The 20,198-nt window shown below is 43.5% G+C and carries 13 protein-coding genes and 4 pseudogenes; 15 read left to right on the forward strand and 2 right to left on the reverse strand.

What is annotated here, in order from left to right; translation table 11 throughout:
- The first annotated feature begins 17 nt into the window (after positions 1-17).
- From PGRAN_RS01630 to PGRAN_RS01650, 5 genes are all read left to right on the forward strand, one after another.
- A complete protein-coding gene (locus PGRAN_RS01630; RefSeq protein ID WP_036064536.1) occupies positions 18-782 on the forward strand; it encodes a dihydroorotate dehydrogenase electron transfer subunit in 765 nt (254 codons plus the stop codon).
- Positions 779-1,693, forward strand: coding sequence for a dihydroorotate dehydrogenase (locus tag PGRAN_RS01635; RefSeq protein WP_036064540.1), 915 nt, complete (start codon positions 779-781; stop codon positions 1,691-1,693). Before PGRAN_RS01630 ends, PGRAN_RS01635 begins: the two co-directional genes overlap by 4 nt.
- Positions 1,690-2,394 (forward strand): orotidine-5'-phosphate decarboxylase, encoded by a 705-nt coding sequence (pyrF, locus tag PGRAN_RS01640; protein WP_036064543.1) that lies wholly within the window; start codon positions 1,690-1,692, stop codon positions 2,392-2,394. The genes PGRAN_RS01635 and pyrF overlap by 4 nt, the downstream gene beginning before the upstream one ends.
- Positions 2,391-3,023: an orotate phosphoribosyltransferase gene (gene pyrE / locus PGRAN_RS01645; RefSeq protein ID WP_036064544.1), complete on the forward strand. Its 633-nt coding sequence runs from the start codon at positions 2,391-2,393 to the stop codon at positions 3,021-3,023. Before pyrF ends, pyrE begins: the two co-directional genes overlap by 4 nt.
- Positions 3,024-3,447: 424 nt before the next feature.
- Positions 3,448-4,692, forward strand: coding sequence for an esterase/lipase family protein (locus tag PGRAN_RS01650; RefSeq protein ID WP_051998376.1), 1,245 nt, complete (start codon positions 3,448-3,450; stop codon positions 4,690-4,692).
- Between the two features lie 153 nt (positions 4,693-4,845).
- Here PGRAN_RS01650 and PGRAN_RS17560 read toward each other — a convergent pair.
- Positions 4,846-5,849: pseudogene (locus PGRAN_RS17560) on the reverse strand (LacI family DNA-binding transcriptional regulator).
- A 243-nt stretch (positions 5,850-6,092) separates the two neighbouring features.
- Here PGRAN_RS17560 and PGRAN_RS01660 point away from each other — a divergent pair.
- The 10 genes and pseudogenes from PGRAN_RS01660 (at position 6,093) to PGRAN_RS01700 (ending at position 18,432) form a co-directional block, all read left to right on the forward strand.
- A complete protein-coding gene (locus PGRAN_RS01660; protein ID WP_036064545.1) occupies positions 6,093-7,415 on the forward strand; it encodes an ABC transporter substrate-binding protein in 1,323 nt (440 codons plus the stop codon).
- Positions 7,412-8,290 carry a carbohydrate ABC transporter permease gene (locus PGRAN_RS01665; protein ID WP_036064552.1) on the forward strand — a complete coding sequence of 293 codons (879 nt, stop codon included), beginning with the start codon at positions 7,412-7,414 and terminating at the stop codon, positions 8,288-8,290. The genes PGRAN_RS01660 and PGRAN_RS01665 overlap by 4 nt, the downstream gene beginning before the upstream one ends.
- A complete protein-coding gene (locus PGRAN_RS01670; protein ID WP_036064554.1) occupies positions 8,277-9,110 on the forward strand; it encodes a carbohydrate ABC transporter permease in 834 nt (277 codons plus the stop codon). The genes PGRAN_RS01665 and PGRAN_RS01670 overlap by 14 nt, the downstream gene beginning before the upstream one ends.
- A gap of 15 nt (positions 9,111-9,125) precedes the next feature.
- Positions 9,126-10,652: an alpha-amylase family glycosyl hydrolase gene (locus tag PGRAN_RS01675; RefSeq protein ID WP_065427897.1), complete on the forward strand. Its 1,527-nt coding sequence runs from the start codon at positions 9,126-9,128 to the stop codon at positions 10,650-10,652.
- An 11-nt stretch (positions 10,653-10,663) separates the two neighbouring features.
- Positions 10,664-11,590, forward strand: coding sequence for a DUF1861 family protein (locus PGRAN_RS01680; protein WP_420911962.1), 927 nt, complete (start codon positions 10,664-10,666; stop codon positions 11,588-11,590).
- A gap of 14 nt (positions 11,591-11,604) precedes the next feature.
- Positions 11,605-12,671, forward strand: a pseudogene (locus PGRAN_RS01685) (BtaManbiosPhlase).
- Positions 12,668-14,350: pseudogene (locus PGRAN_RS01690) on the forward strand (phospho-sugar mutase). The pseudogenes PGRAN_RS01685 and PGRAN_RS01690 overlap by 4 nt, the downstream one beginning before the upstream one ends.
- 178 nt (positions 14,351-14,528) lie before the next feature.
- Positions 14,529-14,852: a hypothetical protein gene (locus tag PGRAN_RS15435; RefSeq protein ID WP_051998378.1), complete on the forward strand. Its 324-nt coding sequence runs from the start codon at positions 14,529-14,531 to the stop codon at positions 14,850-14,852.
- Complete coding sequence (locus PGRAN_RS15440) at positions 14,800-18,012, forward strand: immunoglobulin-like domain-containing protein (RefSeq protein ID WP_051998379.1); 3,213 nt, start codon at positions 14,800-14,802, stop codon at positions 18,010-18,012. Before PGRAN_RS15435 ends, PGRAN_RS15440 begins: the two co-directional genes overlap by 53 nt.
- Before the next feature lie 159 nt (positions 18,013-18,171).
- On the forward strand, positions 18,172-18,432 hold the full coding sequence (locus PGRAN_RS01700) for a TfoX/Sxy family DNA transformation protein (protein WP_036065222.1): 261 nt from the start codon (positions 18,172-18,174) through the stop codon (positions 18,430-18,432).
- 40 nt (positions 18,433-18,472) lie between these two features.
- Here the strand turns inward: PGRAN_RS01700 and PGRAN_RS01705 are convergent.
- Positions 18,473-20,174 (reverse strand): annotated as a pseudogene (locus PGRAN_RS01705) (Rqc2 family fibronectin-binding protein).
- Between the last annotated feature and the right edge of the window lie 24 nt (positions 20,175-20,198).

The following is a 20,198-nucleotide window of genomic DNA, read 5'->3' on the forward strand; positions in this document are numbered from 1 at the left end:
GAACGGGGTGGAGAAACGTGAGACAAACAAAGATGGAAGTTGTCAGCCAAAAGTTGATCGCGGATCGGGTGTTTGAGTTGGTATTAAAAGGGGATATTGTGCTTGCCATGCATCCTGGACAATTTATGCAGCTCAAACCGCGACGAGCGGACCTTCTTTTGCGCCGACCGATTAGTATTTGTGCGATAGATAAGGCGCGGGAACAATGTACGTTGTTGTACCGCGTAGATGGTGACGGAACGGCGGATTTTGCAGAGCTTATTGCAGGAGATGCGATCGATGTGATTGCGCCACTTGGCAATGGTTTTGCGCCGCAAGAAACGAAGCCCGGGGAACATGCACTGTTGATCGGTGGCGGTATCGGGGTTCCGCCGCTTTATCAGCTCGGCAAAGAACTAGTCGCACAAGGCTCGACGGTCACATTTGTCTTAGGTTTTAGCTCCGCCAAAGATGTTTTTTATGAAAAGGAAATGGGAGAACTCGGCGATTGTTTTGTTGCAACAGTGGACGGAACGCGAGGAACGCAAGGCTTTGTAACGACGGTAACCGATGCGCTCGACTTCGTGCCAGATACGGTGTACAGCTGTGGGCCAACCGCGATGTTACGCGTGGTATCCGAACGATTTGCCGACAAGCGAACCTTTTTATCACTAGAAGAGCGGATGGCGTGCGGTGTTGGGGCTTGTTATGCTTGCGTTTGTCAGCGTACGGATGATCCGACGAAAAGCTATAAAGCATGCGATGAAGGTCCGGTTTTCCGGGCTGGGGAGGTAGTCATATGAACCGTTTAGCCGTTGACATACCAGGCTTATCACTGAAAAATCCCATCATGCCCGCATCTGGGTGTTTTGGATTCGGCAAGGAATATAGCAAATTTTACGATTTGAACCAACTCGGCGCCATTATGGCAAAAGCAGTGACGCCAGAACCGCGTTACGGCAATGCGACGCCGCGTGTGGCGGAAACACCGTCTGGAATGCTAAACGCAATTGGCTTACAAAACCCTGGACTCGATCATGTAATGGCGCACGAAATGCCATGGCTAGAGCGTTTTGATACACCAATTATCGCGAACGTCGCCGGAGCATCCGAAGAAGACTATGTCAAAGTTTGCGCACGAATTGGCGATGCACCAAACGTGAAGGCGATTGAGCTCAACATCTCGTGCCCGAACGTCAAACACGGCGGTATCGCGTTTGGAACCGACCCAGAAGTAGCGTACCAACTCACGAAAGCCGTGAAAGCCGTGGCAAGCGTCCCAATCTACGTGAAGCTCTCGCCGAACGTAACGGATATTGTCCCAATTGCCAAGGCGATCGAAGAAGCAGGCGCCGACGGACTCACGATGATCAATACCTTGCTCGGGATGCGCATCGATCTCAAAACGCGCCAACCGATCCTCGCAAACGGCACTGGCGGCTTATCAGGTCCATCCATCAAACCCGTCGCGATTCGCCTCATCCACCAAGTTCGCGCCGTGTCCAACATCCCAATCATCGGCATGGGAGGCGTCCAAACCGTGGATGACGTCCTCGAATTTCTCATCGCTGGTGCAGATGCCGTCGCAGTAGGCACGCTCAATTTTACCGAGCCTTACATTTGCCCGAATCTGATCGACGCCCTGCCAGCCCGCATGGATGAACTAGGAATCACGACATTAGCCGACTTAAAAAAGGAGAGAACAAACGCATGACAAAACCAATTATCGCGCTCGATTTCGCCTCATACGCCCAAGTCGAAGCATTTTTAAAACGATTTCCAAAAGGAGACACGCTGTCCGTCAAGGTCGGCATGGAGCTTTTCTATCTTGAAGGTCCACACTTGGTGGAGCGCTTAAAACACGAAGGACATGAAATTTTTCTCGATTTAAAATTGCATGATATCCCGAACACCGTCAAAAGCGCGATGATCGGTCTCGCTCGCATGGGCGTCGATATGGTCAACGTGCACGCCGCAGGAGGTCGCGCGATGATGGAAGCCGCACTGGAAGGCCTCGAAATCGGTTCTAGCTCTTCCCGCCGCCCGCGCCTCATCGCCGTTACCCAGTTAACGAGCACAAGTGAAGCCGAAATGCAGTCCGATCAACTGATCCAAGCAAGCCTGATGGATTCCGTTCTTCACTACAGCACCTTGGCGAACGAAGCAGGACTTGATGGTGTCGTCTGTTCCGCGCTAGAAGCAGGCAAAATTAAAGAAATCACCCGTCCCGAATTTTTACGCGTCACACCAGGAATTCGTTTAGAAACCGACACAAAAGACGACCAAAAACGCGTCGTAACCCCGCATCAAGCCCGCGAAATCGGCGCAACCGCTATCGTCGTCGGCAGATCGATCACCAAAGCAACTGACCCATATCAAGCGTACGAAACTATTTTGAAGGAGTGGAACAAATGACAACCGAAAAACAAGTAGCCGAGCAACTATTAAAAATCAAAGCCGTTTTCTTACAGCCAAACGATCCATTCACGTGGGCATCCGGTATCAAATCCCCAATCTACTGCGATAACCGCCTCACAATGGGATTCCCGAAAACCCGCCAATTCATCGCCGCCGCACTTGCAGAAAAAATAAAAAACGCGTTTCCAGAGGTCGAAGTACTGGCAGGAACCGCAACGGCAGGCATTCCACACGCTGCATGGGCAAGTGATATCCTAGACCTACCAATGGTTTACGTCCGCTCTAAAGCAAAAGAACACGGCAAAGGCAACCAAATTGAAGGTCCCATCACAAAAGGTCAAAAAGTAGTCGTGATTGAAGACTTGATTTCAACAGGCGGTAGCTCGATCACAGCCGTAGAAGCCTTGCGAGAAGCAGGATGCGAAGTCCTCGGAATCGCCGCCTTATTTACATACGGATTAGAAAAAGGAAAAAAACTACTCGGCGCTGCGAATGTAGAAGTTGCGGCTCTGACAAATTATGAAACACTACTCGAAGTTGCGTTGGATGAAGGTTACGTATCGGAAGCAGACATGACAACGCTCAAAGAATGGAATAAAGACCCCGAGAAATGGGGAGAAGAATGAGTTGAATGACGACGCAGCATGTTATGTATTGTCTACATGTTCACGCGTAAACCTCATATTTCCTAATAAGCAAAATGTACGCCTCGCCTGTTAAATAGGTTTGGTGACATTTTGCTTATTTGTGCATCAATCAAATTTCTTTTGCTTACGCTCACAATGATGTAATAACTAGATGATAGACTTCAAGCAAAAGGAGCTGATATAAGACAAAAAACCTCCTTATCTATGAATAAACAGTGAATTTTATGTTTCTTCTTATATAGTGCGCTTACATTCTTGGTGTTATATGGACGGATAGCTTAAAATAAACTACATATTAACTGCTAATGATGAAGGAGTACAAATTCTAAGTTACAGATAAAAGGAGGAATGGCAGAACTAGATCTAATGAAGCAGCTTATTAATTTAAAAAAGGAGCATACGTATGTCAAAAAGTAAATGGATTATTTTTTTCGCTAGTGTTTTATTCTTCGTCGCTGTATCATCACAAGGAATGAGCCAAACAGTAAAAGCAGCAACAAGTAAAAATGACTATCCAATTGTCCTTGTACATGGCTTGGCTGGATGGGATCGAAATGAAGTGTTTGGGTTTAAATATTGGGGTGGATTAAACGATATTCAAGAAGTGTTAAAGAAAAATGGGCATAACACTTACACGGCTACGGTAGGTCCCTATGCAAGTGATTGGGACCGCAGTGCAGAGTTGTATGCCTATATCATGGGAGGTACTGTAGATTATGGAGCTGCCCATGCTATCAAAGAAAAACATGCAAGATATGGGAGAACCTATCCCGGCATTTATCCTCAATGGAGTGATACCAATAAGATTCATCTCGTTGGGCACAGCATGGGTGGATTGACAATTCGTGAATTGACCAACCTACTGGAAGAGGGGAGTGCCGAAGAACAAGCTTATTTTAAAGAACACCCAGAACAAGGTATTTCGTCTTTATTTGTTGGAGGGAAACATTCAGTGCAGAGTGTGACTACGATTGCCGCACCAAATAACGGCACGACTTTTGTAGAAGAGAGCAACTCGGTTGTCCCCGTTGTTAAAAATACACTGATTGGAATGAGTGCTCTCAGCGGCAAACTTTTGAGTCCAACTATATATGACTTTAAATTGGACCAGTTTGGGTTAAAACGCTTACCAAATGAGTCGCTCCTCACGTATAATAATCGCGTTTTTAGCCACCCTATTTGGAAATCAAAAGATATTGCTAGCTACGATTTATCGGTGGATGGAGTCATCGCAAATAAGGCGAATTTAAAAACAAAAGCCGACGTATACTATTTTTCATACACAGGCCAAGCGACTACGAAGAGTCTTCTGACAAAAAAAGAAACACCAATGATAACGATGTTCCCTGTAGTAATACCAGTTTCAAAGTATATGATTAATTTTAAGAAAACAGCTTCAAATGGTATGAAAGTAGACGATTCATGGGCGGCAAATGACGGTTTAGTCAGTGTCAAATCAAGCTACTATCCTTTCGGTGACGCAGCAAAAGTGGCTGATAAAAACCCTGTGAAAGGACAGTGGAGCTACTATCCAGCAATGCAAGGATGGGATCATTATGATTTTACTACGTTTGCAGACAAACCAGCTTTTGTGGTAAATGCTTTTTATCTAAAACTAGCTAAAAATCTGTCTGAACTACCTAAATAAGCCAGTATGCCATTCAAATAATGAGCGGATAAATGTAGAACAAGATGCTCCAATCTGGCTAGTGGAACAGAGTGTACTAATTAAGGAATAAAAAGCGGCGCTATAAAAAGAGTGTAGATTCTTGATAGCGTCGTTTTCTTATGAGTACCTATACTAGTGCGAGGCTCCTGTTGACTCCCGCAAAATCAACTCTGTCCCAATCGCCACATTCACAATCGGCGCACTCGGATTTCGCAATCGCCATTCCAGTGTTTCCACGGCCTTTCTCCCCATAAACCGCAAATCGGTACACATCGTCGTCAGTGGTGGCTGCGCCAAAATCGCAAATTCCGTGTTATCAAAACAAACAATCGACACCTGTTCCGGAATCGCAAATCCTTTCGACTGAAAATACGAATTCAAAATAAATCCAAGTCCTGAGTTTACGCAAAACCACGCGCTCGGCCATTCCTCCAAGCCTTCCAGCGCCTGAAACAACGCCGCCTGCTCCTCTTTAATACTCGTAATCGTGTAATGCGTGTTCACTGGCAACTGATAATGCCGCATCGCCTTACAATAGCCTTCAAAACGCTCCTCGTAACTCGGTGAAAAATCGATGTCGCCAACAAAGCCAATCCGCGTATGACCAAGCTCTATCAAAATGCTCCACAGCCACAAAAGCACCATCCTTATTCTGCGACAATATCGTATCTGTCCGCAAGTGTGGATCGTGGTGGTCAATCATGACAGTAGGCGTGCCGAGCTCCAAAATTTGCTTCACAAACACATCACTAATATGCGACAAAACAAAAATTCCCCGCCAATTTTTTCTCCTCTAGTTCACGTGGTAGCTGATTTTCGGCGATAGCATTAGGCTTTACAGCAAGCGTCGTTAAATAAAACCCTCGCGCCGTCATTTCCTGCTCCAAACTCAAACAAATCTCACCAAAAAAACTTTTTTGTGACAAGGCAAATTCAGTGGCCACGAGTGCAAATTGATTATCGGTAGGCGTGTAAACCACGTCTTTTTTGTATTGGTATCCCATTTCATCTGCTTTTTGTAGTACCAGTCGCTTTGTCTGCTCGCCAACGCCATTTTTATTCCCAAGAGCTTGTGATACTGAGTTTTTTGAAATCTGCAAAGCGTCTGCGATATCTTGCATCGTGACTTTTTTCATTCTTCTTCCTCCTAGATGGGACTTTCTCTCATTTCATTATAAGAGTATTCATCATAGATTGCAATTGAAAAGTAATTTAATTTGTAATGTAATTTTAAATGATGCGTATATGCGTGTATTAGCTATTAATTTCGATGGATAATAAAAGTAATTATTGACATTACAAAATAGTAATGAAATAATGTAATTGTAATTCAAGCGCTTACAAAATTACAATATGATCTAACTAGGAGGACATGAAAGATGAAATTAAAAAAAGTGGTGTTTTCTGTTTTATCCGTTGCATTAGTAGGGAGTTTGCTAGCGGGATGTGGCTCGGGAGGTAAAGACGATGCGTCAGCTGATGGCAAGACGAAGGTCACATTTTGGGCGGCACCAAATCCAACGCAGATGAAGTTTTGGGGAGAAATGGCAACAGCTTTTGAGAAAGAAAATCCAGATATTAAAGTAGAAGTATCACAAATGAAAGAAAGTCCATCCTCCGAAGCAACGGTGCAAGCGGCAATCGCGTCGAAAACAGCGCCAACTATTTCGGAAAATATAAATCGTAGCTTTGCGACACAATTGGCGGATAGTAAAGCAATCGTGCCAATCAATGAAATCGACGGTATGAAAGAAGTAGCTGAAAAACGTAAAATGACTGATAGCCTTGACGCTTGGAAATTCTCGGATGGTAACCAATATGTGTTCCCGGTTTATTCCAACCCGATTCTTTTCGCGTGGCGTACTGATATTTTGAAAGAAATTGGTGTGACGGAAACACCAAAAACATATAGTGATGTGCTCGCTGCTGGTAAAAAACTAAAAGCGAAATATCCAGATAAAGTGATTTGGGCAAAAGCCGATTTGGCGGATCCGACAGCTTGGATGCGTTGGTTTGACTTCTTCCCACTGTATAATGCGGCTTCTAAAGGTAATCCGTTTGTACAAGATGGCAAGTTTGTAGCGGATGACAAAGCTGGAAAAGAAATGTTAACATTCATGTCTGAGCTACAAAAAAATGACCTGTTATTAGCAGGACAAGCAACAGATCCATTCGAAACAGGGACGAGTATCATGGCAGATCTTGGTCCGTGGTCGTTCCCGAACTGGGTAGAGAAATTCCCAGAGCTAAAAAATGGCGAAACATACACGGTTAGCACACCGCCAGTTCCAGATGCCCTAAAAGACGCGGAAAACGTGAATACGTATTCGGATGCAAAAGGAATCGTATTCTACGCGCAAGCGAAAGATGCTGAGAAAAAAGCCGCGGTTAAATTCCTAGATTTCGTTTACAGCAATGATAAAAATGATTTGAAATTCCTAGAAACAACAAACTTAATTCCAGCACGTGATGATGCGACAGAGAACGCAACATTTAAAGCATTCTTCAAGGAAAATCCAGCGCTAAAAGTGTACGCAGAAAACGTACCGTACGCGATTCCGGCAATGGATAACGCAGATTATAATGACATTCAACAAATCATCGGTGAACAAGCTTGGAATCCAGTTGTTCGTGGTGAGAAGAAACCTGCGAAAGCTTGGAATGACATGAAGAAAGCTGAGGATGAGGTGCTTCAGAAATGAAGAAGCTAAACAATAAATTGGGCTGGTCTTTTACCAGCCCGTATGTTATCTTCACGATTATCTTCTTTTTAATACCGCTCGTTTGGGCGATTTGGCTTTCTGTGACGGATTGGAATATGATGAGTCCGGAAATCAATTTTGTGGGCTTTGATAATTTCATGAAAGCATTTGCAAGCCCAGCGGTGAAAGCATCGTTTTGGGTGACATATAAGTTCTTGATTGTATTCGTACCACTCGCGATTATTATGTCGATGGTCGTTGCAGTACTTGTGAACGGGTTACCGAAATTCAAAGGTTTATACTTAGTTGCTTTTTTCCTACCGTATCTTTCGTCAGGCGTTGTTACGTCTTTGATTGTGAAAGGTTTGCTATCTTATAACAGTCCGCTGAACATCTTTTTGCGTGACAATTTTGGCTTGAATATTGATTGGTTAGGAACGCCGATGACATCGCTATTCGTTATTTCACTGATGATCGCTTGGAAAATGTCGGGTTATTACGCACTGATTTTGATATCAGGATTATCTAGTATTAACGAAGAGATTTATGAAGCGGCGGCGATGGACGGTTCGGGCAGGTTCCGCACGTTCTGGAAAATCACGATACCGATGATGTATCCAGCGCTTTTCACGGTGATTGTGTTGGCGGTGGGTGTGAGCTTCGGGATATTCACAGAGGTTTACCAGCTAACTGGCGGTGGGCCGAACTTTGCGACAAACACATGGCAAATGGAAATTTATAACCAAGCCTTTGTCAACTTGAAATCAGGCTATGCGTCTGCGATCTCGCTTGTGGCAGCTGTTGTGACGTTTGCATCGATTGGTGTTATTAAAAAAGGACTAGAGAAATGGGGCGAGAGAAATGGTTGGTCGTAAAAGTAAGTGGGGCATGACGGTTCGCTATACGTTGACCACATTGATTCTATTGGTCATGATTTATCCGTTTATTTATCTCGTGCTCAATTCGTTTGCGGCGTGGGATCAGGTCGATCGGAAATTGATTCCGACGGAGTTCACGACGCGTTCTTGGAGTTGGTTGTTTGGTAATGCAACGGTCTCCGCGCCTGCGCCTTGGATTCAAGCGTTTATTAACACGATTATTGTGGCGACCATTGCGACGGGGCTCATGTTGTTTTTCGCGATTATGGTCGGTTACGCGCTTGCGAAAGTGAAATTTAAAGGGAAAATCTTCGTCAATAATGTAATTTTATTCCAAATGTTTTTCCCAGCGATTATTTTGCTGATTCCGCAATTTTTGATGATTACGAATGTTGGGTTACTTGACACGTATGCGGGGATGATTATTCCGACAATGATGAGTATGTGGGCAATATTTATGTATACGAACTTTTTCAAGGCGATTCCAGATACGTTGATTGAGGCTGCGAAATTGGACGGAGCGAGCGATTTGAAAATTTTGTTCCGTGTTGTGTTGCCAATGTCAAAATCGATTAGTACGGTTATCTTCTTATTCTTGTTTACGGATCGTTGGACGAATCTATTGTGGGATTTAATCGTGACGAAAAGTGATGCTACGGTGACGCTGAACGTGTTGATTTCGCAAATGTTTGGACCATATGCAACGTATCCTGGCCCAATGTATGCGGCGTCGGTTGTTCTGACTTTACCGCTCATTATTTTATTCCTCTTCTTCTCGAAAAAATTCCAAGAGGGTATGCAGTTTACATTGAAATAAGGAGTTTGAAAGATGCTGAAATGGTGGCAGGAAACGGTTTTTTATGAGATTTATATGCCGTCATTTAAAGATGGCAATGGGGATGGTATTGGTGATTTTAAAGGATTACGTGAGAAAATGCCGTATTTGGCGGAACTGGGTATTGGTGGGATTTGGTTGACGCCGTTTTATCCATCGCCGAAAGTGGATAACGGGTATGATGTGAGTGATTATTGTGCGGTTGATCCGGATTATGGCACGATGGCGGACTTGGAGGCGTTTGTCGCTGAGGCGCATGCGTACGGGATTCGGGTGATCGCGGATATGGTGGTAAATCATGTTTCGACGGAGCATGCGTGGTTTATGGAATCGCGAAGTTCGAAGGCGAATGCGAAACGAGATTGGTTCGTTTGGCAGGACGCGCCGAATAATTGGGAATCTTTTTTCGGTGGCTCGGCGTGGGAATGGGACGCGGGGACGCAGCAATATTATTATCACAGTTTTGCGAAAGAGCAGGTCGATCTGAATTGGCGCAACGAGGAAGTGCGTAGTGAGATTTGGAAGGTGTTTGATTTTTGGTTGGCTAAGGGGCTGGATGGGTTCCGTTTGGATGTGATTAATAATTTGACGTTGACTCGGAATTTTCCGGATAATCCGGTGGATGCAAGCGGTGAACAGGTGCATGTTTTTGATAAGGATCAGCCGGGAATGACGGAGATGATGGCGGAAATTGGTGCGCGGATTCGTGCGCGTGGCGATTATTTTACGGTCGGTGAGATCAGTTCGGACAAATTGGAAGAAATCGAAAAATACGCGGGCATGGATGGGCTTGATGTGACGTTTAATTTTAATTTTGGCAGTGTGCCTAGTCGGGATGAAATTGTCGCGGAACTGGCGCGGATGCAGCGGGTTTATGTGGATGGGCGGATGCCGACGTTGTTTTTTGGAAGCCATGATATGAGTCGGTCGTGGAATCGTTTAGCGGACGGGCGCGAGGATGTGGCGCAGTTGCTTGCGATGTTGATGTTGACGGCGCACGGTGTTCCTTTTATTTATTTTGGTGAGGAGTTGGGCATGGCGGATTTTGTTCCGGAGTCGCTGGATGAAATGCGGGACGTGCAAGGTGTTTATGCATACGAGCAGGCGCTTATGGCTGGGAAATCGGAAGTTGAGGCGTTAATGTTAGCGCAGGATAAGACGCGCGATAAGGCGAGGGCGCCGATGACTTGGCCGGAAGGATTTTCAGATGGTGCGGCTAGCTGGATATCTCAGGTGACGCCAGACTTTGAACGAGCCCGGCGGATGTATCGTTTTTATCAAGCCCTGATTGCACTTCGAAAAACGGCGGATTTTTGCGAGCCGGGATATCGATATTTTGAAGCGGATGGCGAGTTTTTAATGTACATTCGCGGTGATTATTTAGTGTGCTTGAATTTTGGCGAAGCACGAACCATTTCGAATGCGTGGGGGAATGTGACGGAAGTTTTGGCGAATATGGCGCTTGTTTTTGATTCGGAAACGATAGTGTTACCAGCAAATGCGGCGGTAATTTTTAAGATATGAAGGAGTTTATGATGACAGAGATTGCAGTTTTATTAGCGGAATATCGGGCGGAAAATGCACCGTCAGCAGTGGAGCGTCTAGCTTTTGTTGGTGCCGCGGACAAGGATGTGTATAATATTACGGCGCCGTTCATTGTGGCGGATGGGATTGCCGTGATTGCTGGACGAGTGGAGTCGCGAGACAGCGAGATGGCGGAAATCGGCTTTTTTGAACAACGGGAGTCGTCGTGGGTATGGCTTGATGGAATGCCCGAATTGGCGCTTCAAGACCCATTCGTGACGAGAATCGATGGGGAATGGATCATCGGCGGCGTGGAAGTGTTTCCAAGTGAAGCTGATCCGGCGAAATTGGCGTGGCGAACTTGCTTATATCGCGGTGCGCAACTCGCGAATTTAACGTTGTTCTTCCAAGGCCCAGTAGGCATGAAAGATTTGCGTTTGAAGCAACTGACAAATGGCGACATCGCAGTATTTACTAGACCACAAGGTGAAAAAGGCGGACGAGGAAAAATTGGTTTCTGTCTTGTGAAAAATTTGGCAGATGTCACCATCGAATTGATTGAGGAAGCGCCACTTCTAGCTCCTCATTTTGCAGAAGATGAGTGGGGCGGGGCAAACGAAATCCACGTATTGAAAAACGGCAAACTAGGTGTACTCGCACATATTGCGAATTTTGATACAGCGGGAGATCGGCATTACTACGCGGCGATTTGTGTCATTGATCCGCAAGATGGAACGATTGTAGCGCCGATGGAGATTATTTCAGAACGCGGAGACTTTTTGGCAGGGCCGAGTAAGCGTCCGGATTTAGTCGACGTTGTGTTCAGTGGTGGATTGATTCGTAAACCGGATGGTACGGCGGATTTATACGTAGGGATTAGTGATGCGGACGCGCAGAAACGCACGATTCGCGATCCATTTGTGAAATTTGAAGGATAGGGAGATTAGGAATTATGAATATATATCGTTATGAGGAAAATCCATTAATTACACCGGCTGATGTGGCACCGCATCGCCAGATTTTGAGGTGTTAGGCGCATTTAATGCGGGCGTGGCCAAGTATCAAGAGGAAACATTGTTGCTTTTACGTGTGGCAGAAAAACCGATCAGTGCAGATCCGAATATTGTGAAGGCGCCTGTTTTTAATGTAGAGACGCAGAAATTGGATATTCTCGAATTTCGTTTGGATGACCCAATGTATGATTTTGAAGATCCGCGCATGATTCGTACGAAAGATAAATTGGAAGGTTTTGCGTATTTGACATCGCTTTCTTACATTCGCATTGCGCGCAGTAAAGATGGTCATCATTTCACAGTCGACGAAAAACCGTTTTTGTATCCATGTAATGAATATCAGACGTTTGGAATAGAAGATGCACGTGTGACGCAAATTGATGATGTGTACTATGTGAATTTTAGTGCCGTTTCTGAAATGGGTGTGGCGGATGCTATGGTTTCCACGAAAGACTTTGTGAGCTACGAGTACGAGGGAAATATTTTTGCACCAGAAAATAAAGATGTTTTAATTTTCCCGGAAAAAGTGAATGGCAAATATTACGCGCTACATCGTCCAAGTTTGAAGAGTATCGGGAATCTGGATATTTGGATTGCGTCATCCCCAGATTTGCATAACTGGGGCGATCACCGACATTTGCTTGGCATTCGCGACGGATATTGGGATAGCGGTCGAATTGGCGGCGGTGCTGTTCCGATTAGGACAGAAGAAGGGTGGCTCGAGCTCTATCACGGCGCGACAAAAGATCACCGCTATTGCATGGGTGCCGTCTTGCTCGACCTGAATGACCCAACGAAAGTACTGGCACGAACAGAAACGCCGATTTTAGAACCAGAAGCAGATTACGAGAAAAATGGCTTTTTCGGTGATGTCGTTTTTGGTTGCGGTACGATCGTAGAAGGGGATATTGTCAAAATGTATTATGGCGTGGCAGATACATCGATGGCTTGCTGTGAGATGAGCTTGAAAGAAATTTTGCAACAATTAAAGGATGAGAATCAATGACTTGGCAGGAAAATTGGCAGAAGTGGAGCGTGGCGTCGGAAAACGATGCGGCGCTTCAAAAACAGATGACAGAATTATCAGACGACGAATCAAAGCGCGACCATTTTTATCGTTATTTGGAATTTGGGACGGGTGGAATGCGCGGTGAACTTGGTTGCGGTACGAATCGGATCAATACATACATGATTCGTTGGGTGACAAGTGGCGTTGCGGCGAATATTGTTCAACAAGGACGGCAAGCAGATGGCGTCGCGATTGCTTATGATTCCCGCCATTTTTCAGCAGCATTTGCCTTGGAAGCCGCACTTGTTTTAGGTGCAGAAGGTATTAAAGTTTATTTATCGGACACACTTCGCCCCACACCAGAACTGTCCTTTATGGTACGGGAATGGGGGGCGGCGGCAGGTATCGTGATTACAGCAAGCCATAATCCAGCAGAATACAACGGTTTTAAAGTCTACGGGTCTGATGGTTGCCAAATCACATTGGATGATGCCGCCAAAATAACAGCTTATTTAGCAGCTACAGAAGATTTATTTGCGATTCCCGTTGCGAAGGAGTCGGTGCTCGTTGATGCGGGGCTGCTGGTTAGGCTGGGTGTCAATGCCGATGAGGCTTATTTGAAGCAGGTACGCGTTGTTACCCAAAATCCCGAACTAGTAAAGACGCAAGGTTCGCAATTAAAAATTGTCTATACGCCCCTTCACGGGACAGGAGAGGTGCTCGTTATGAAGAGTTTGGCGCAAGCAGGATTCAGCAATGTAAGTGTTGTGGCGGAACAAGCCATTCCGGATGGTGCCTTCCCGACGATAAGTTCCCCGAATCCAGAAGACCATGCCGCATTTGCCATGGCGATAGAAGCGAGTAATGATGCGGACATTCTGATGGCCACGGACCCAGACGCAGACCGGATTGGCGTCGCTGTTAAAAACGAAGCAGGCATGTATCAAATTTTAACGGGGAATCAACTTGGCGCGCTGCTGTTGCATTATTTAGTAAAACAGCCACATCTTCCTGCAAACAGCGCCCTCATTAAAACCATTGTAACAAGCGATCTTGGCGAGAAAATAGCCAGCAAGTACGGTGTGAAAACATACAATACATTGACAGGCTTCAAATTTATCGGTGAAAAAATCGCAGAATGGGAAATGTCAGGTGAGGCCAAATTTCTGTTCGGGTATGAAGAAAGCTACGGCTATCTAGTCGCGCCATTTGTACGGGATAAAGATGCTGTTCAGGCCGCACTTTTAACAGCAGAAGTAGCCTTATTTTACAAGTTACAAGGAAAAACACTATACGAAGCGATGGAAGCCATTTATCAAGAATTCGGCTATTACTCGGAATCGCTTCATACCATCACAGCAAAAGGAGAGCAGGGTGTGGCGCGAATACAAGCGATTATGGAAAACTTGCGTACCGACGCGATGCCAAACTTAGCGCTTGCCTCTAAAGAAGACTATTTGTTTGGCTTAGCCACCTGCTTGACGACAGGTAAAGAAGAAAAGATGCGCTTACCAATCTCGAATGTGTTGAAATTCTACTTAGAAGATGGGTCATGGTTCTGCGTGTGACCGTCAGGAACAGAGCCGACATGCAAATTTTATTTTAGCGGTAAAGGAAAAACAAGAGAACAGGCAATGAGCGCATTACAAACACTTGAAAAAATAGTTCTAGCTTGAAAGGAAAAAGAGCATCCACAGCCATTTTCGCGTGGGTGCTTTTTCGTATGGCGGTTTCAGTTGTTTAGACACGGAATGTTCATATTTTCGCAATGCAAACCGGAAATATATTATTTTTCTCGAAAAAATGTGTGGTACGATTTAAAAGAAGTATTAATTAAGGAAAGAGGGAAAGTTAGTGAGAATCTATAAAGGAATTGTGTTTTTTATTGTATTAATCAGTATGTTAGTCGGGGGAATTACATACCACGCATATGCAGATGAAGTAAAGACTAAAGAAATGTATGTGTTAGAAAATCCGACTTGGTTATTTAATGCCGGAATGAGTAAAGGTGTTACACAAGATAAGCAAGATTTAGGCATTGTTTTACCAGCTAATACAAAATTAGAAATTCGTCAAACAAATCCAAATTTTAAAGGAGATTTAGTATTAGAATTACTAAATACGGATGCAAAAAAAAGAAAGCGAGGCATCATTCAATTCAGAATGGAAATCAGTTAGTAGTGAGTACACGGCTGTCCCTTTTGTGAGAACGACTGTCACAAGTGAAGCACCGGTGATTGAGTATAAAGTAACGGACACGATGACAGAACTGCCGACCTATTCAAAAGATGCCAATGAGGATACGTACTTTCAAAAATGGGATGCATCTGACGCGGCTTTCGGTCTGATTACAACAGATTACGTACAAATTCTGATACCAAAAGAAGATAAAGCCTATTTGAAAAAAATGGACAAATTTTCTTCTATAGATGGATTGGTGAAGTATTATGATAGTGTATTTGAAAAGTATAATGAGTTAGCAGGGTTATCCTTTCATCCAGCGAGAGCGTCAGATAAAAACGTTCCAAATAAGTACTTTATGAAGGCAGATGCTGCGTCAACTCCTACAGCTTACTATGGCCCTTATTATTCAGGTGCGAAGGGAAGTTCAACCAAGACTTACATGGATGCAGACTTTATTGCTTTACATGAGATTGCGCACGGATATGAAGGGAATTTTAAAGAAGCATCTTTGAATGTGAATGAGGCATGGAACGAACTTTATTGTATTGGATTTCTTAAAAATACGGTAGGTAATGGTCTAGAGTCAGATGGTTGGTTGCTTAGCTTTGGTGGAAAGGAACTGATCGAGCGGAATGTTGAAAATAATTGGCATGTTAATCCCCAACCGATCAATAGTTGGCTAATCTATTATAAAACCATCTTTTTAGCTACGGTTCAAGAGAAGACAGGAGACCAAGCGTTCATACATTTTAATCAAGAATACCGCAAAATGGTCTACGATGGATTGGAAATGAAAGATAAACAGAAGTTACTAGATTTAATTTCAAAATATTATGGTGAAACTAGTAAATTTGATATTACACCAGCAATCAAATCAGTACAAGGTAGCATATCAGACAAGCAAGCAGAGGATAATCGATATCATAATTATACACCTGTAGCTTCTCTAAATGAGGTAGTTCCAAGTAAAGATGTCGCTGGTTTACAGAAACAATTAGGCCTTGTTTTTCCATTTTCGTTGGTAGATACGGATCAATTAGCAACGGTATCAAGTTTATCAGGAGAAGCACGACTTAAGCTTGATATCAATGATTTTTCACAAATAGAAGGTGAAGATATCACCATTATGAATGGATCAAAGGTAGTGCGGAAAGTAAAAGTTACATCACCTGATATGGTTATCGATAACTTACCAAATGGCATCTATACGATGTATTTACCCTTAGGTAAATCGATGAAATACGCTGTATCGGAGCATTATTTACGAATTAAAGAATCAGTAAATAATGTCACTATTAAGTACACCGAAAAGCAAGCAAGCCCACTGGCTAATCAAGATATTCATTTCCTTGGTTTAGGTGATAATAATTATGCATTGGCATCTGTTGACATTAGCCGAAATGAAATAGAAATCAGTACGTCTGCAAAGGATCCGCATTCTTATTTTGGATCGGATATCTATTCTAAAATAGAAGTTTTAGATGAAAATGGAAATGTAACCTATACTAAAATTATGACAGGTGCGAATACAAGTCTGGGTAGCGTAACAACACATATTGAGCCTGGCTACAAACTGCGTATTTATCACATCGAACCGAATCGTTTGCTAGTAGATGGTGTATCGATGAAGCAAACAACAAGCATTTTTAATGTGACAAAAGCAGGCCTTGTAAATGAGGATGGCACTACCAAAGATACATTAATTTCTAAAATCGAGAAAGCGGCTTTGGAGATTCAATCTAACCCGCTTATGATGGCGCAATCAAATGTGGAGAGAAAAAATGATCTAGGATTGGCTATTTTGGCGTTGGCAGAACCAGAACGGAGTACCTTATTATCAAAATATGCAGACATAGCCAATGCAAGTCTTCCTGAAAAAATGGTGACAGACATCACGACGTTGAACACAGTCACACAAAAGACAGGAAAAATAGCGGTTAATATACTTCCAAAAGAGGCGTCTCAAAAGGTTACATTCGTGTCGAGTGATCCCTCTGTTTTAAAAATAAATAGTGCAGGCGAATGGGAGACAGTCGGTGCTGGGAACGCCAATATCATCATTACTTCTAACATGGATGAAACACTACAAACCATAATACCAGTCGTCGTAGAGGTATCAAATGATGCTTTGACAGTGAAGCCCTATCGTGTTGGAGAAAGCGATATAACGGGTACATTTGGATCGAATATTTGGAAAGTGAGATTGTGGATTAATGGTAAAGTAGTCGCACAAGCAACAACAAATGCAGACGGAAGCTATCAATTTGCGAACGCATACAGCTTTGTGAAGTTAGCCACTGATAAAGTGGAGGTTGTGGGTGTAGACAAAGCATACGTTGAAAAAAATCGTATTCAGGTTCCAGTTGAGAAAGCCGCAGATTACGATGCCCACTTAACAGCGAGCCCCTTTAATGACACCATGACACAGCTGTCAGGGACATACGGTAAAGATATCTTTAAAGTTCGTCTATGGGTGAATGACAAAGTAGTAACGCAAGCGACAACAAAAGCAGATGGCACGTATGAATTCCCAAATGCATCTAGCTTTATCTCGAAGAAAACAGATAAAGTAGAAGTGGTTGCTGTTGACTCGCAGTACAACGAAATTACCCGAATTGAAGTGACGCTTGACGGGAATTGGGACCCTAAAAATAAACTGACAGCAGGAGATTATTTTATACAAGGATCTTACCTATCTGGAACATATGAAAGCGATATTTATAAGGTTCGTTTATGGGTCAACGGAGCAGTAGTGGCACAAGCAAGTACAGAGAATGGTAGCTACAAGTTTAAAAATATTAGCTCATTCATTTATGATGGTGATGCTGTGGAAGTTGTGGCTGTGGATAAGCAGTACAAAGAAATAAATCGAATTCAAGTGAAAGTTGCAACAGACATAAATCGACTCATCATAGGTGCTAACTATTCGCTTGGTAATAAGGCTTTGATCGGGACCTATGGCAGCGATATTAAAGCGATAAAACTATTTGTTAATGGAAAATTTGTACAGGACGTGACACTAGATACAGCAAAACTTACGTATGAAGTGGATAAAGCGGATACCATTATTTTAAAGAAAACGGATAGTGTGTGTGTGAAGGGATATGATAGTTCTGGTCAAGAAATAACACAATTCATTCATGGCGTCAAATAAGTGAGGAAAGAAAGTTATGTAACAAGAGCCGAATGAAGGCTTCGTTACATAACTTTTTTTCTATTTCTAAAAATCAGGATGAAGGAGGTACATTTTATGTATCATTGCGGTATACTTAAGCTATTCAGAATGGATAAATGCTTTTTTGGAGGAATGAAGATGAAAATATCAGATATGAAAAATCTTGGTAGTGTGAACGAAGAAAAACTTAATTCTGTTGGTGTGAAATCAGCGGAAGAACTTCAAGTGCTTGGGACGGAAAAGGCGTACTTACTCGTCAAAGATTTAATAGATGATGATGCATGTTTACATTTTTTGTATGCATTGGAAGGGGCAATTCAGAATATCCCCAAAAAGAATATTAGTGCAAAGCGTAAAGCAGAGCTAAGAGCGTTATATCAACATGTTAAAAACAGCTGATAAGAATTCATTGACATAGCGAATTCTTATCAACCGTTTATTAATTACGCAATGCTTTCACAGTCTCCTCGTCTGGTGTTACAAAATAAGTCGTTTGATTATCATACGTAACGTACCCAGGCTTGGCACCGCTTGGCTTTTTCACATGCTTGATCAGCGTTGCATCGACTGGAACTGATCCTGAGAGCCGCGCTTTGGAATAAAATGCGGCAATCATCGCGGCCTCCGTGATGGATGTATCATCAGGATTCGCGTCTTGAATCACCACGTGCGAACCAGGCAAATCTTTTACGTGAAACCATAAATCGGAATTTCTAGCCACTTTGTTCGTCAAATAATCATTTTGCTTATTATTTTTACCGACTAAAATCGATAAACCAGTGCTTGACGTATATTTTTCGAGTGTGGGATTCTGATTTGGTTTCCGGCTTCCTTTTTTTCTGTTTATACTTGATGTAACCTTGTTCTGCGAGCTCCATCCGGATTTCTTGAACGTCTTCTGGTGAGGCATCTTCGAGTTGTTGTTGCACCGTTTCTAAATAGGCAATTTCCTGTTCGGTCAGCCGTAGTTGCTCATCGACAAATTTGACGGCTTTCTTCAATTTTTGGTATTTATTAAACAAAAACTGGGCGTTTTGAGGCGGCGATTTACGAATATCAAGCGGAATCGTAACCGTTCCCATATTCTCATCGTAAAAATTTTGTACCTCAATCTCCGTCATGCCACGCGATACGAGATGCAAGTTTGCCGTCAATAACTCGCCAAAAACCCGAAACTCATCCGCGCGCTCCGTATCAACAAGCGTTTGCGCCAATTTCTCCATTTTGAGACGGTCACGATCAATCTCATTAGCAAGCAGACGCTCCAAGTCATGTGCGATTTGATGCACACGGTCTCGCGTCGCTTTTCCGCCATAAAACCGATCCAGTAAAGCACCAAGAGAAGCCGATTCTGCTGTTATTTCCGTGTCGGCTAATCGCATGAAATAAAAATCCTCTTTCTCATGCTTCGTAAAAAGGTTAGGCTCTGCCGGTTTCGCACAGTCTTCCATCACACTAAAAAATGCTTGCGGTAACGTTTCACGATTCACTAAACCAGCCCGAGCGACTACTTCATTCGCGAGTAATGGACTGAACCCAGCGACATTTGCTACGATTTGTTTCGACATTTTGCCAGCGTTAAAATCAAGTTTTGCTAGCAGCGCATCTTCGTTCACGTTCCACGGGTCTAATTTATCAGAAGAAGGGGGTAAAATATACGCTGCTCCAGGTAAAAGCGTCCGATAGCTATTAAAAGCTGGTGAAACATGCTTAATACAGTCGACAATCGTCTCTTTCTCGCGGTCAACCAACACGATATTACTATGGCGTCCCATGATCTCGACATACAAATCGCAAAAACGCGTTTCGCCAATCTCGTCTTTCCCGCGAATTCCAAAAATCAAAATCCGATCATTCGCAATTTGACGAATCGACTCGATAATCGCGCCTTCCATATATTTTCGGAGCAACATGCAAAACATCGGCGGTTGCGCAGGGTTTTCCATCGTTTCTTTCGTGAGTTGAATTCGGGCATAACTCGGATGTGCTGAGATTAAAATGCGTTGATTTTCCCGATTTTTGCGCACGTGTAGTATTAATTCATGCGCAAACGGTTGATGTATTTTCATAATCCGGCCAGTTTCGCACTGCTCGGTTAGTTCTTCGGTCATTGCTTTTAGAAACATTGTATCAAATGCCATAGTCAGTTCATTCCCTTAAAAAAT

The sequence above is a fragment of the Listeria grandensis FSL F6-0971 genome (assembly GCF_000525835.1).
GTDB classification, from domain to species: Bacteria; Bacillota; Bacilli; order Lactobacillales; family Listeriaceae; genus Listeria_A; species Listeria_A grandensis.